The organism is Citrobacter sp. TBCS-15, from assembly GCF_005280815.1.
GTDB lineage: Bacteria > Pseudomonadota > Gammaproteobacteria > Enterobacterales > Enterobacteriaceae > Citrobacter > Citrobacter werkmanii.
This window is the reverse complement of sequence record NZ_SZWK01000292.1, coordinates 163498-177265: the sequence shown is the minus strand read 5'-3', so window position 1 is coordinate 177265 and position 13768 is coordinate 163498. Positions and strand designations below refer to the sequence as shown.

The 13768-nt window shown below is 49.6% G+C and carries 12 protein-coding genes; 6 read left to right on the top strand and 6 right to left on the bottom strand.

All coding sequences use genetic code 11. From position 1 onward, the window contains the following. The first annotated feature begins 28 nt into the window (after positions 1–28). Positions 29–841, top strand: coding sequence for a DNA-binding transcriptional regulator (locus FDW96_RS18475; RefSeq protein ID WP_061381692.1), 813 nt, complete (start codon positions 29–31; stop codon positions 839–841). 166 nt (positions 842–1007) lie between these two features. On the opposite strand, the gene FDW96_RS18470 is transcribed toward FDW96_RS18475, so the two are convergent. Beyond that, entirely contained in the window at positions 1008–2024 is a 1017-nt protein-coding gene (locus FDW96_RS18470; RefSeq protein ID WP_137366109.1) for a hypothetical protein, read from the bottom strand. A 121-nt stretch (positions 2025–2145) separates the two neighbouring features. Then, on the bottom strand, positions 2146–2868 hold the full coding sequence (locus tag FDW96_RS18465) for a hypothetical protein (RefSeq protein WP_137366108.1): 723 nt from the start codon (positions 2866–2868) through the stop codon (positions 2146–2148). A gap of 526 nt (positions 2869–3394) precedes the next feature. Between FDW96_RS18465 and FDW96_RS18460 the strand changes: the two genes are divergently transcribed. Beyond that, positions 3395–4252 carry an alpha/beta fold hydrolase gene (locus FDW96_RS18460; protein ID WP_137366107.1) on the top strand — a complete coding sequence of 286 codons (858 nt, stop codon included), beginning with the start codon at positions 3395–3397 and terminating at the stop codon, positions 4250–4252. Positions 4253–4363: 111 nt separating this feature from the next. Here FDW96_RS18460 and FDW96_RS18455 read toward each other — a convergent pair whose 3' ends face one another. The 3 genes from FDW96_RS18455 to FDW96_RS18445 all read right to left on the bottom strand — a co-directional run bounded on the left by FDW96_RS18455 (position 4364) and on the right by FDW96_RS18445 (position 6271). Beyond that, positions 4364–5080, bottom strand: a complete 717-nt coding sequence (locus FDW96_RS18455) for a YebC/PmpR family DNA-binding transcriptional regulator (protein WP_042310255.1) — start codon at positions 5078–5080, stop codon at positions 4364–4366. A 382-nt stretch (positions 5081–5462) separates the two neighbouring features. Continuing rightward, positions 5463–5939, bottom strand: a complete 477-nt coding sequence (locus FDW96_RS18450) for a cold-shock protein (RefSeq protein WP_042310257.1) — start codon at positions 5937–5939, stop codon at positions 5463–5465. 86 nt (positions 5940–6025) lie between these two features. Then, the gene (locus FDW96_RS18445) at positions 6026–6271 is read right to left on the bottom strand and encodes a YmjA family protein (RefSeq protein ID WP_042310259.1); all 246 of its coding nucleotides are present in this window, start codon (positions 6269–6271) and stop codon (positions 6026–6028) included. A gap of 494 nt (positions 6272–6765) precedes the next feature. Here FDW96_RS18445 and FDW96_RS18440 point away from each other — a divergent pair, with 494 nt between their 5' ends. Both FDW96_RS18440 and FDW96_RS18435 read left to right on the top strand, forming a co-directional pair. After that, on the top strand, positions 6766–7542 hold the full coding sequence (locus FDW96_RS18440) for an MBL fold metallo-hydrolase (protein ID WP_042310261.1): 777 nt from the start codon (positions 6766–6768) through the stop codon (positions 7540–7542). Positions 7543–7560: 18 nt separating this feature from the next. After that, the gene (locus FDW96_RS18435; protein WP_137366106.1) at positions 7561–8511 is read left to right on the top strand and encodes a GlxA family transcriptional regulator; all 951 of its coding nucleotides are present in this window, start codon (positions 7561–7563) and stop codon (positions 8509–8511) included. Here the strand turns inward: FDW96_RS18435 and FDW96_RS18430 are convergent. After that, entirely contained in the window at positions 8508–9116 is a 609-nt protein-coding gene (locus FDW96_RS18430; RefSeq protein WP_072277024.1) for a class I SAM-dependent methyltransferase, read from the bottom strand. The genes FDW96_RS18435 and FDW96_RS18430 overlap by 4 nt on opposite strands. Before the next feature lie 152 nt (positions 9117–9268). Between FDW96_RS18430 and FDW96_RS18425 the strand changes: the two genes are divergently transcribed. Next, positions 9269–10360 carry a LacI family DNA-binding transcriptional regulator gene (locus FDW96_RS18425; protein WP_137366313.1) on the top strand — a complete coding sequence of 364 codons (1092 nt, stop codon included), beginning with the start codon at positions 9269–9271 and terminating at the stop codon, positions 10358–10360. Positions 10361–10481: 121 nt separating this feature from the next. Continuing rightward, positions 10482–13559 (top strand): beta-galactosidase, encoded by a 3078-nt coding sequence (locus FDW96_RS18420; protein ID WP_137366105.1) that lies wholly within the window; start codon positions 10482–10484, stop codon positions 13557–13559. The last annotated feature ends 209 nt before the right edge of the window (positions 13560–13768 follow it).

The window sequence follows — 13768 nt, the reverse complement described above, 5'->3', positions numbered from 1 at the left end:
TGTTTTATATGTAGATTTGTCAATGAATATGAAAAGTGACAACGGTACTGAATACAAAACCGTGCGCGGATTAACGCGCGGGTTAATGTTATTAAATATGTTAAATCGGCTTGACGGTGGGGCCAGCGTTGCCCTGCTTGCCGAGCTAAGCGGCCTGCACCGCACCACGGTCAGACGTCTGCTGGAAACGTTGCAGGATGAGGGGTACGTCCGGCGCAGCCTGTCCGATGACAGCTTTCGCTTAACCATTAAAGTCCGTCAGCTCAGCGAGGGATTTCGTGACGAGCAGTGGATTTCTGCGCTCGCCGCCCCGCTGTTGGGGGATTTGCTGCGCGAAGTCATCTGGCCGACCGACGTGTCCACACTGGACGTTGACGCGATGGTAGTACGTGAAACCACCCACCGCTTCAGCCGTCTGTCATTTCACCGGGCGATGGTCGGACGTCGATTACCGCTGCTGAAAACCGCCTCCGGCCTGACCTGGCTGGCATTTTGCCCGGAGAATGAACGTCAGGAACTGATTGAAATGCTGGCCTCAAGACCGGGAGAAGAGTTCCAGTTAGCCCGCGAACCGCTGAAACTCGACGCTATTCTGGCCCGCGCACGTAAAGACGGCTTTGGACAGAACTATCGCGGGTGGGATCAGGAAGAAAAAATCGCCTCCATCGCCGTTCCCATCCGCAGCGAACAGCGGGTTATCGGTTGTCTGAACCTGGTGTATATAGCCAGCGCCATGACCATTGAACAGGCAGCGGAAAAGCATCTTCCGGCCTTACAAAAAGTGGCGAAACAGATAGAGGACGGCGTTGAGTCACAGGAGATTTTGGTTGCCGGGAGGTGAAGTAGATCACATTTGTTAGGTATCGGAGCGTCAGGCTTGAGGATGGCAGGGGCAAATAGCGACTTCATGTCATTTAGGTTAGTTTACACTATATTGTCGCACATAAATGGCAATCATCGATTAAGCAATCGACAATTGCCAACAAGATTGAAATTAAAATGGCATATTACACTGGCTGATTAAACTCAACATAAACAGTATAGTTCTCATCTTGCTCTCGATTGAGATCCACGCTTGCGCCTACTGAACCTGTGAACGCATTCATGCCAAATCCTAAGCGTCCCTCTTTAGTCGATGAGAATACGCTCTTCTTTTTTAATTCCAGTTCTGCACTAAGGCAACCACCCTTTTCCCTTGCAAATACAATGCTTTCCCATGATGGTTCATACGGTAACCAACTAAATGCTGATCTATCAAGTTCCCTACCTTTTTTCCATTCACAACCAGCTAAAGTAATAACTCGTTTAGCGCTACCGATATCCGTGGTCGCGGAATTTAATTTCATGCTAGTCTCAGCTGAACTAACAGGTAATGCAGTATCAATTTCTGCTTTAGCATCACTTAATAAATTCGATTTATTTTCTTTGCGAAATTCTATTTTCGTCGCCCCCAGACTTACAAATACTCTTATCATCTCAGCCTCTCGTTCCTGAAGCAGGATATCATCTAAGCTATCACTGAGGATATAAAGATCCTTTTTAGAGTCATTATCCTCTGACAGAGGGTGTCTGATGTAAGCTTGATTTATCTGAGGATGACCAGGTTGAAAACGGTAATTTTCCTTTGAGGTCATATCGATAGTCATACTTATACGCTTTAAATATTTATCAAAAGAACTTGCAGATTGCTTCAAGCTGGCAACAGAAACATCTTCTTCATCTTTCTTTGAAAATAATTGATATAAAGAATAAGCGGCAGGTGCTGCGTTCACAAGAACTGCAACAGGTAATGGTAACAATCTCGCAGCCATTTCAAGCGCAATATTGGCCACTAAAGGATTTATCATTTTACGATCACTATTTTCTGTCTCGCAGTTTCCTTTAGAAGAGGTAAATGACTTTCCTTTTTTTACTGTATTTTCGAGAGGTATTTCTTCGCCATCAGAAATTAGCGTCGTGATTATTTCTTCGGTCGAGGGTTCATCTTGAAGATCTTCATCTACAATAAATATTAAATTTTTCATCTTACCTCCAGGCTTGAAAATTTCCTATTTTTTGATGTCACTTTAATACATACATATAATATACAGAGACCAGAAGTTCAGAGTAACAACCACCAAACCCTTCTCACAAAAAAACAAAAAATCAATTATTAATATATTTTTTACATTCTTCCGTTTTTGCAAAGACGTCATCATCTCGGCAAGCGATTTTTACTGCATCGATAAAATTGCTATTGCTTATTGGAGTCCAGAAATTATTAACAATTAAATATTTTTGACGTTTAACACCATCTCTAAGCTTTAGTTTTATTAACGCAGATTCAAGTTTTGCCATGTATTTATTATTTGACTTCGTTCTATATTCAGCAAATACTACAACATACTCCGGCTCTACATAATTCCTCGCAACCAAAGGTGGAACAAAGAAATTCACATCAGACTTCGCTGCCAATACATAGCCATTCATCTCTTTATACTCATACGCAGGCATAGAAGATATATTTCCACCAGGAATTGACACACCATCCTTAGTAAAAACACCGGTGATATCTTTTGTTATTTTATATATTACCTTTTGTTCAAAATCAGGAACTATTCTGAAAGTCTCAATAATCTGGTCGGTAGAACTTTTATTCGTCAAGTTAAATTCATAACTTCTTCCAGAAGATTTAACGTACCTGACCTCTACATCTCCAGTCAAAAAATCGAAAACATAGGTAACAGCAAATGTAAGTCCACCAGTAGCGGAGAGCCATAAAATAAAACTACTAATTTTTTTGAGAAAAGGTTTAGGCACATTCTTATCCTTTGGCTTTTTTTTTGACGGATTAGATTGCGGAGCCTTTCGTTTATTATTTCTACCCATTTTTATTTATTCATCCCGGCATTATAGTTTTGATGGATGAATGCTTGTATTTTTCCACTGCAGAGTAACAGACATGATCATCCTCTTTGATTAGTCATATGTTACTTTACTATTATTTTTTTACAACAGTTTGTTGTTTTCAAGTGGCTATGGATTGCTACTAAATATGGTTAATATTTGGAGTTATTTGGAATCATTTGGCGATTAACGAAACGCATTTACATAATATAACTACATATTCTGTAAAATTAACAGGATTATCCTGATTATTAGATTTTAGATAGATCACCAATAGCTCAGGAACCTGGTTTATCGACATCTCGGAGATATCGTTGAATGAGACGAATGTGCAGAAAGCGCTTGAGGTCTATGAAGCGCTGAGAGGAAAGCTAAAATAGCCTTACACTATTCACGGTCTCCTTTAACGAGGCCGGGATACAGAACAAAAAAAATCGCTAAATTTGGTAGTTAAAGCTACATTGAATTCAGAACTCACTGGTATGACCACAAAGATAAGGCTCTACGAATGAATTCAATATTAATACCCGTCAATGAAGGCGGATTTCTGTCTGCCACGATCTGGGAAAGAAGCGATGCCAAAGCGATCGTTATTCTCCACCCAGCCACGGCGGTGGTACAGGCGTTTTATAAGGGATTCGCAGAGTACCTTTTTAATCAGGGATTCAGTGTCATCACTTACGATTACCGTGGAATGGGCCGCTCAAAATCCGGGAAGCTCCGTAGCTACAGCATCTCGATGTCAGACTGGATCGAGCAGGATGTAGGCTGCATTACTGCCTGGGCTAAAACGCATTTCCCCGGACTTAACCTGCTGGCGGTAGGACACAGTGTCGGCGGACATGCTGTTCTGCTTTCCGCGGCCACCTCCGCCCTGCACGCGGCCGTCATTGTGGCCTCCCATGCCGGGGTGACGAGCACAATAAAACAAACGGCAGAGAAGGTGCGGGTCTGGTGCCTGCTGCGTGTTCTGGCCCCGGTTCTTTGCCGTATCTTCGGGTATATGCCTGCCAGGCGCCTTGGACTGGGCGAAGATTTGCCTGCTCCCGTGATGCTTCAGTGGGGACGCTGGAGCGCAATGCCGGGTTATTTCTACGACGATCCAGACTGGGATGCACGTCAACGGGCAAGTAAGATAACCTTACCTTTACTGGTGATGGGTTTTGATGACGATCCGTGGGCTAACCCTGAAGCCATTGCATCCCTGATGGAGCCAGTGCAAAACGCAAAAATCGAACATCGCGAAATTCGGCACGCAGATTTTGGTCTTTCTTCCGTGGGACACATGGGCTTTTTTCGGACGCGAAGTGCGGAGAAATTATGGCCTATCGTCGGTCAGTGGCTGGCGAGACAGAGCCAAAATTGAGCCAGCAGATATTTACTTTTTTCTGCCGTACTGTCTGGCCAGATATACTTTTTATAACAAATCTATTCGTTAAAAAAATCTGCCACAATGACAGATTTCTTTAATTTAGAATTAGAGATTTGCAACGTTATGATATACTTTTTGAACATCATCGTCATCTTCAAGGGCATCAACAAGCCCTGCAAAGATTTCTAAATCTTCTGCCGACAGTTCAATTTCTGATTGAGCAATCATTTCTAATTCTGTTGTTGAGAACTCTGTAATTCCCGCTGCTTTTAACGCTGCAATGCCTTTATGAAGGTCGGTAGACTCAGTATAAATAATGATATTGCCTTCATCTTCGGTGACATCACGAACATCGACTTCAGCTTCAAGCAAAGTTTCAAAAATGTGGTCAGGATCAGTGCCTTTAAATACGATCACACCAGTATTGTCAAACATGTAGCTGACAGAACCTGCCGCCCCGATATTCCCGCCTTTTTTATTGAAGATTGAACGAATATTAGCAATTGTGCGGTTAACGTTTGAAGTCAGGGTTTCAGCGATAATCATGGAACCACTTGGACCAAAGCCTTCATAACGCCCTTGCATGAACGTTTCGTCGCTGCCACCTTTGGCTTTATCAATCGCTTTATCAATAACGTGCTTGGGAACCTGGGCTTGTTTCGCACGTTCAATAACGAATTTTAAAGCAGTGTTTAATTCTGGGTCTGGATCACCTTGTTTAGCAGCAGCATAGATTTCCACACCGAATTTTGAATATACTTTAGACGTTGCACCGTCTTTAGCCGTTTTTTTACCAACAATATTGGCCCATTTACGTCCCACTGGAATGCACTCCCCGAAAATTTATTTACATTACGCGCAGATTAATAAACCGCGAGTTTTCTCCACCATATTATATCATGATGTGTAAATTCTCGTCTATGAGAAATAAAAATACCCCAACTTCATGAGATGCTACTTTTATTTAATCAATAATTAACATTATGAATAGATTATTACCAGACTCCGTCCTGCTTCTTTTGTTTTTATCCTAACTAATTGGACCTCAGCAATAATAAGGACGCGGAGCCAGCAACGGCTTCAGCTATTGAATAACGTTTTCTGCTCTGAGCGAGCGGTTTCTAACATCCTCAGCGCTCAGAGCAACAACATCCGCATGGGGCAATGGATAGCAGAGTTGCGGCACTTATCAGTCTGAAGAGCTTCAGACCTTAAGCAGTTTCACTGTCGCCTCGATGTCGATTTCATCTTCGGAGAAAATCAGCGTCGTGCCCTGGAAAGTGGTGATAGCCAGTTTTTTCAGTTTACGCATTTCACCTGGCTTCACCTCTGATTTCGGCCGGATACTGTTCATCAGCACGCCGACAGACAGCACCGCATTTTCTTTATCAATACGGGTCTCGACAGGGACTTCTTCGCTGTATACCAGGTACGACTTGATCGCCGTGAGCTTCAGACGTTCGCCAGCGATATAGATGTATTTACTGTCTGGTATGACCTTCACCGCATAGGCAGACAGACCTTTGTTGTTGGTGGTCGGTTCAAAGGTTACCGCCGCGTCTTTCTTGATCAGCTCAGGATTAGCAACCTTAATCACATGAAAATAGCGGTTTTCGCCATTTTCATCTTTGATAAATCCAAAGCCTTTATCTTTAAACCACGTTGTGATTGTTCCGTTCATTGCTGTTTCCACCTGATTAAATCTAATACTCGCAGAGTATATCTACTGAATTTGCGCGCAGTGTAAAACACAGACCACGTCTTTGGCTACTCGTTACCCCAGCGATTGAGGAACTCTGCGATATCGTCGATACGCTGCGCGTCGACACCGGCCACGGTTGCCATCTCCTGCTGCGCTTCTTCGCTAATTTCTTCATTGTTCATTAAACGGGTGATCAGTTGCTGAAAGTAGTGCGCCAGCGCGTCGCGTTCGGCATCGCTTACCGGCTTTGCGGCTTCGGTCGCGTACTCGTCGGCGATATCATAATATTTTAGCGGAATGTCGTTGTTCATGAGGTGCTCCGGGGTGAATGCCTGTGCCAGCAGTTGTCTGCCGCGTCTGATGTGAATGATAGCATTCTTATTTCATAGTTCGCGATCTGTTTTATTGGCTGCAATATATTGCATTTAACCAATATACTTTTTGAAGCCGCTTCGCATTTAATTAATCTTTATTTATATACCCTAAATAATTCGAGTTGCAGGAAGGCGGCGACGCAGAGAATCCCCAGGAGCTTACTCAAGTAAGTGACTGGGTGAGCGAGGAAAGCCAACGAGCATGCAACTTGAAGTATGACGGGTATATATTTGTATTTTATTCAGGTCGGTACAATAGCAACGAATTAACCCGAGAGCTATAAAGTAAATATTCAATTACCTTAAATCTAATTACATTATCGGCCTCTGTAATTGGCCCGATCCCATCGCTACTCGCCCATTTGCCCACATTCAACTTATGCACAACACTCTACGATGACACCACTGACCCAACACGTGGAGCAATCACCATGAACATCACGCAAATCCGCAACGCCACGCAGTGCATCACCTTTGGTGGCAAAACCTTTCTAATCGATCCAATGCTGGCGGCAAAAGGTGCTTATCCGGGCTTTGCCGGAACGGCACGTGCGGAGATCCGCAATCCGACCGTCGATCTGCCTGTTAATATTGATAATCTGCTTAACGTCGATGCCCTGATCGTGACGCATCTGCATGAAGATCACTGGGATGAGGTTGCCGCACGCGTCGTGCCGAAAGACAAACCGATTTACGTGCAAAATGAGCAGGATGCGCAGGTGCTGCGAGATCAGGGTTTCACCCAACTTAATGTACTGACACACAATACCACGCTGGGCGACATCACCCTGCGTAAAACAGGCGGCCAGCATGGCTCAGATCGCGCTTACGCCATCCCGCAAATGGCGGAACGTTTAGGCGATGCCTGCGGGGTTATCTTTCAGCATCCGGCGGAAAAAACGCTGTATCTGGTTGGGGACACTATCTGGCGTGACGAAGTGGAAGCCAACATGCTGACTTTCCAGCCGGATGTGGTGATTTTGAACGCAGGTTTTGCCCACGTCATCGGTTTTGGCCCAATTATTATGGGCGCAGAAGATGTACTAAAAACCCACTTCACGCTTCCCAATGCACAAATTGTGGCCACGCATATGGAGGCGATAAACCACTGTTTGTTGACCCGCGCCGCGCTGAAAGCATACGCCAGCGACAACCAGATTGCGCAATGCGTCAACGTGCCGGAAGATGGTGAAACCCTGACGTTTTAATATCCGCAGAGGAATCGTATGCAGCCACTTACCGTCGCTATTGTCGCCGTGGAAGATTTCAGCCCGTTTCACTTCTCGGTGCCGTGCATCATTTTCAGTGACAAAGTGGCGGCGAAAAAGCGCTTCGACGTGCAATTGTGCGCCGAACAGCCCGGTATTGTTTCCTCGAAGGACGGTTTCTCGATTAACGCAGCTTATGGCTATGAAGCGGTGGAGGCAGCCGACATCGTGGTGATCCCTTACTGGGGCACGACCTCACATCGCCCGCCGCAGGGGTTGCTTGATGCGCTCAACCGTGCGCGGCAAAACGGCGCGCAAATGGTCGGGCTGTGTCTGGGCGCATTTGTCCTCGGCTATGCCGGTCTGCTGGATGGCAAACGGGCGGCCACGCACTGGGAGTTCGAGCAGGATTTCCAGGCCCGCTTCCCGGCGGCGCGTCTGGATATCAACGCTCTGTATGTGGATGACGACGGTATTATTACCTCCGCAGGCACTGCCGCCGCGCTGGATTGCTGTTTGTACGTGATCCGCCAACGTTTTGGCAGCACGGTAGCGAATCAGATTGCGCGGCGGATGATTGTGCCGCCGCATCGCGAAGGTGGTCAGGCCCAATTTATCGAACAGCCAGTGGCGAAAAACACCCAGGATCAGCGCATCAATGCGCTGCTTGATTATTTACGCCTGCATATCCACGAACAGCATAGTCTCGATGCGCTGGCGCAGCGGGTGATGATGAGCCGTCGCACGTTAACCCGTCACTTTATGAAAGCCACCGGGTCGAGCGTGGCAGAGTGGTTGATTGTCGAGCGTCTTCGCCGCAGCCAGGCGCTACTGGAGTCCAGTCAGTTGCCCGTTGAACGCATCGCCGAACAGGTCGGTTTTCAGTCGCCTGTCACCTGGCGTCAGCATTTTAAATCTCATTTCGGCGTCAGCCCCGCCGAATGGCGCAAAACCTTTCGCGGCGTTTAGCTTTTTTTCGCCAGCCACACCGTGTGCCCTGCGCATTCCGGATCTTCCATCACCATTTCAATCACCGTAAAGCCGTGCGCTGAGAGCAATGCGCGATATTCATCAGGTGCAAGGCTGGCGTGAAATAGCGGCTCGCCTTCAAATTGCCCCATAGCAATGCCATTCCCGGTACCGCTGGTAAACATCAGCGCGCTGCCGGGATGGCTAAGCCGGTCAAAAATTGGGAACATCTTTCGTTGGTCTTGCTGGGTTAAATGGAAAAAACTGTCCCACGCAATCAGGCCGGCAAAGGTTTCGTCGAGTGCCAGTTCACGCATATCCTGCTCCAGCCAGCGCTGCGCGGGAAAGGATTGCCGGGCCCGCGCCAACATCGCTGCGGAACCATCGATCCCTGTGAGCTGAAAACCTTGCTGGATAAAATACCCGGCAATCGGCTGACCGTTCCCGCAGCCAATATCCACAATGCTGCCCTGCCCGCCCATAACCGAGATGAATTTGTCCAGCCAGCTTTTTTCAAACAGTGCACGAGAGCGCTGGCTGGCAAAGGCATCCGCATGACGCCTGTAGATGGACAGAATGTTATTTGCCGCAACGTCGCTCACCATCTCCTCACTTTTTTATTCTGTTAATAATCACGACGATAAATCCTCCGGCGCCAGAGACGCAACCCTGGAATGCGCCTCGCAGAACCAATGCGCAAATCCCCCAAAACCGTCCCGCTGTGGCATCATAGCGCGTAGAAAACATCATGACAGGGGTGATAAACGTGAAACCGGTAACGCTATACGATGTGGCAGACCATGCAGGAGTCTCTTACCAGACCGTCTCGCGCGTCGTAAATCAGGCCAGCCACGTTTCTGCAAAAACCCGACAGAAAGTTGAGGCCGCGATGGCGGAACTCAACTACATCCCTAACCGCGTCGCACAGCAGCTGGCAGGTAAACAGACGTCGCTGATTGGCGTCGTGACGGCGAACCTTGCCCTGCACGCCCCTTCACAAATCGTTGCCGCCATAAAATCCCGCGCCGATCAGTCCGGTGCCAGCGTGGTGATCGCCATGGTCGAGCGCAGCGGCGTTGAAGCATGCAAAGCCGCGGTCCACAACCTGCTTTCCCAACGCGTAACCGGGCTGATCATTAACTATCCGTTGGATGAAGAAGACGCCATTGCCGTAGCTGCCGCCTGCGCTACAGTGCCGGTGCTGTTTCTCGATGTCTCTGACCAGACGCCAATTAACAGCGTGATTTTCTCCCATGATGACGGCGCACGCCTTGGCGTTGAACATCTGGTACAGCACAGACATCAGCGTATCGCCCTGCTGAGCGGGCCGCGCACTTCGGTTTCGGCAAGGCTTCGCCATGCGGGATGGCATAAATATCTGGCGTACTACCAGTTGCAACCCGTCGCGGAGCTGGAAGGCGACTGGAGCGCCATGTCCGGTTTTCAACAAACACTGCATATGCTCAATAGCGGTAATCTCCCCACCGCTATGCTGGTTGCTAACGATCAAATGGCGCTGGGCGCGATGCGGGCAATCAGCGAGTTCGGCCTGCGGGTGGCGATGGATATCTCGGTGATCGGCTACGATGACACCGAAGACAGCGCCTGCTACATTCCACCGCTGACTACCATCAGGCAGGATTTTCCGTTATTAGGCGAAACCAGCGTCGACAGGCTGCTGCAACTTCCCCATGGCGAATCAACTGTGGGCAACCAACTGCTGCCCGTAACTCTGGTTAAGCGCAAAACGGTTCTGCCTCCCGATACGCAAACCACCTCTCCCCAGGCGCTGGCGGATTCACTCATCCAGTTGGCGAGGCAAGTCTCTCAGCTCACACCTAAAATGTGAACGCATAACAATTGTGTGAGTCAGTTCACTCATTACACGCCCCATCCTTTACAGTTGGGAACGCTTATCCGTATTTTGATTGAAATTGTGAGCGAATAACAAATTCAAACAGGATACCGTTATGAACCTGAACCCAGATTCACTCTCCGCTGTTCTGGCCCGCCGCGACTGGGAAAATCCCGGTGTCACGCAGCTCAACCGCCTGGAGGCGCACCCACCTTTCTGTAGCTGGCGCTCAGCAGATGATGCGCGAACTAATCAGCGCTCAGCCCAGTTACGTTCGCTGAATGGCCAGTGGCAATTCGCGTGGTTTCCCGCGCCGGAGGCTGTGCCGGAAAGCTGGCTGACAAGCGATCTGCCACAGGCTGACACTATCAACGTCCCCTCTAACTGGCAGATGGACGGTTACGACGCGCCAATTTATACCAACGTCACCTACCCGATTCCGGTTAATCCGCCGTACGTTCCGGCACAGAATCCAACGGGATGTTACTCGCTCACATTTAATATCGAAGACGCGTGGTTAGATGAAGGTCAGACGCGCATTATTTTTGACGGCGTCAATTCCGCCTTTCATCTGTGGTGCAACGGTCGCTGGGTCGGCTACGGTCAGGACAGCCGTCTGCCCTCTGAATTCGATCTGAGCGATTATCTGCTGCGCGGCGAAAACCGCCTGGCCGTGATGGTGCTACGATGGAGCGACGGCAGCTATCTGGAAGACCAGGATATGTGGCGCATGAGCGGTATCTTTCGCGACATATCTTTGCTGCATAAGCCCACCACGCAAATCAGCGACCTGCGCATTAATACCCGTTTTAACGATGACTTCAACCGTGCCGTGCTGGAAGCGGAAGTCAAAGTGGCAGGCAACGCGAGCGAAGATTTACGCGTTTCCCTGCAATTGTGGGGAGGTGAAACGCTCACTGACGAAACGACCTCCCCACTCGGCAGCGAGATTATTGATGAGCGCGGCGCTTATCATGACCGGGTTACCCTGCGGCTGAACGTCGAAAAGCCAGCGCTATGGAGTGCCGAAACGCCCAATCTGTACCGTGCCGTTGTGCAGTTACATACCGCGAATGGAGTGCTGATTGAAGCAGAAGCCTGTGACGTCGGCTTTCGTCAGATTGATATCAAAAACGGCCTGCTACTGTTAAACGGTAAACCGCTGTTGATTCGCGGCACCAACCGTCATGAGCACCATCCGGTCAACGGTCAGGTGATGGATGAGGCGACGATGGTGCAGGATATTCTGCTGATGAAGCAGAACAACTTTAACGCCGTGCGTTGCTCCCATTACCCGAACCATCCGTTGTGGTACACCTTGTGCGATCGCTACGGCCTGTACGTGGTCGACGAAGCCAATATCGAAACCCACGGCATGGTGCCAATGAATCGCCTGAGCGACGATCCCACATGGTTGCCTGCCATGAGCCAGCGCGTGACGCGCATGGTGCTGCGCGATCGCAACCATCCGAGCATTATCATCTGGTCGCTGGGCAATGAATCCGGTCATGGCGTCAATCACGACGCGCTGTATCGCTGGATAAAATCAGAAGACCCGTCACGCCCGGTACAGTACGAAGGCGGCGGCGCGAATACCGCGGCGACCGACATTATTTGCCCGATGTACGCCCGCGTCGATCAGGATCAGCCCTTCCCGGCGGTACCTAAATGGTCGATTAAAAAGTGGCTGTCGATGCCCGGTGAGCAGCGTCCACTCATTCTCTGTGAATATGCCCATGCGATGGGCAATAGTTTCGGCGGCTTCGCCAAATACTGGCAGGCATTTCGTCAGTATCCGCGCCTGCAGGGCGGGTTTGTCTGGGACTGGGTGGATCAGTCGCTGATTAAATATGATGAGAACGGTAAGGCATGGTCAGCCTACGGTGGCGACTTTGGCGACACGCCTAACGATCGTCAGTTCTGCATGAACGGACTGGTGTTCGCCGATCGCACCCCGCATCCGGCGTTATACGAGGCCAAACATGAACAGCAGTTTTTCCAGTTTACGTTACTGCCGGGCGCTGAACGCCAGATTGAAGTGACCAGCGAATATCTGTTCCGCCGCAGCGATAACGAAGTTCTGCACTGGTCGATTGCCCAGGACGGCAACCTGCTGGCCGCCGGACAAATCGTTCTGGATATTGCCCCGCAGGGCCGCCAGGTGATTACCCTGCCAAATTGCCCGATGCCGGAAACCGCAGGCCAACTGTGGCTGACGGTGCGCGTGGAACAGCCTCGCGCCACCGCCTGGTCAGACGCCGGACATATCAGCGCCTGGCAGCAGTGGAAGCTGGAAGAGAAACTCAGCATGGTGCGGCAGCCAACTGTCCGCAACGCACCACAGCTCAACGTTAGCGAAAACAGCTTTACTGCTGAGAACGACAACAAGCGTTGGCAATTCGACCGTCGGTCTGGCCTGCTGACACAATACTGGCTTGATGATATCGCCCAGTTGTTATCCCCACTGACCGACCAGTTCACCCGCGCGCCGCTGGACAACGATATCGGCGTCAGCGAGTCATCCCGCATCGATCCTAATGCCTGGGTTGAACGTTGGAAGGCCGCAGGCCATTACCGCGTAGAGCCGCTGCTGTTGTTATGCGAAGCCGAAACGCTGGCAAACAGTGTGCTGATCACCACCGCGCATGCCTGGCAGTATCAGGATGAAACACTGTTTATCAGCCGTAAATCGTATCGTATCAACGGTCATGGCGAGATGCAGATAACGGTGGATGTCGACGTCGCCAGCGGCACGCCGCATCCGGCGCGTATTGGCCTGAGCTGCCAGCTGTCGCAGGTCGCCGAGCGAGTGAATTGGTTAGGTCTCGGTCCACATGAGAACTACCCGGATCGCCTGAGCGCCGCCTGTTTTGACCGTTGGGATCTGTCACTCGATGAGATGTACACCCCGTATGTTTTCCCGAGCGAAAACGGTCTGCGCTGCGGCACGCGCGAACTGCACTACGGCACACATCAATGGCGTGGCGACTTCCTGTTCAGCATCAACCGCTTTAGCCAACAGCAACTGATGGAAACCAGCCACCGTCACCTGCTGCAACCGGAGGCGGGTACCTGGCTCAATATTGATGGCTTCCATATGGGTGTCGGCGGCGATGATTCATGGAGTCCTTCCGTGTCTCCGGAGTTTTTGTTGAGTGCCGGACGTTATCACTACCAGGTTATCTGGGGTTAAACATAATAATGGGCAGGTTATGACCTGCCCTTATTTTTCCTGCTGCGTCGTCGCGAAAGCGTCGCGCTGTAAAAGCCTCTTTGCCGGATGCACCACTCACGTGGTTTATCCGGCCTATAACGTGCAATCCTCACTCTATGAGTCCTGACCTGGGGGTTTAAGTTCTGCGGACAAAAAGCCGCTTTTAACCTGCTATGGTAAACGAGACG

Coding starts and splice junctions, on each gene's coding strand:
- FDW96_RS18435 (WP_137366106.1), top strand. CDS start 7,561: ATGCAGCCACTTACCGTCGCTATTGTCGCCGTGGAAGATTTCAGCCCG.
- FDW96_RS18430 (WP_072277024.1), bottom strand. CDS start 9,116: ATGGTGAGCGACGTTGCGGCAAATAACATTCTGTCCATCTACAGGCGT.
- FDW96_RS18460 (WP_137366107.1), top strand. CDS start 3,395: ATGAATTCAATATTAATACCCGTCAATGAAGGCGGATTTCTGTCTGCC.
- FDW96_RS18420 (WP_137366105.1), top strand. CDS start 10,482: ATGAACCTGAACCCAGATTCACTCTCCGCTGTTCTGGCCCGCCGCGAC.
- FDW96_RS18475 (WP_061381692.1), top strand. CDS start 29: ATGAAAAGTGACAACGGTACTGAATACAAAACCGTGCGCGGATTAACG.
- FDW96_RS18445 (WP_042310259.1), bottom strand. CDS start 6,271: ATGAACAACGACATTCCGCTAAAATATTATGATATCGCCGACGAGTAC.
- FDW96_RS18470 (WP_137366109.1), bottom strand. CDS start 2,024: ATGAAAAATTTAATATTTATTGTAGATGAAGATCTTCAAGATGAACCC.
- FDW96_RS18450 (WP_042310257.1), bottom strand. CDS start 5,939: ATGAACGGAACAATCACAACGTGGTTTAAAGATAAAGGCTTTGGATTT.
- FDW96_RS18465 (WP_137366108.1), bottom strand. CDS start 2,868: ATGGGTAGAAATAATAAACGAAAGGCTCCGCAATCTAATCCGTCAAAA.
- FDW96_RS18440 (WP_042310261.1), top strand. CDS start 6,766: ATGAACATCACGCAAATCCGCAACGCCACGCAGTGCATCACCTTTGGT.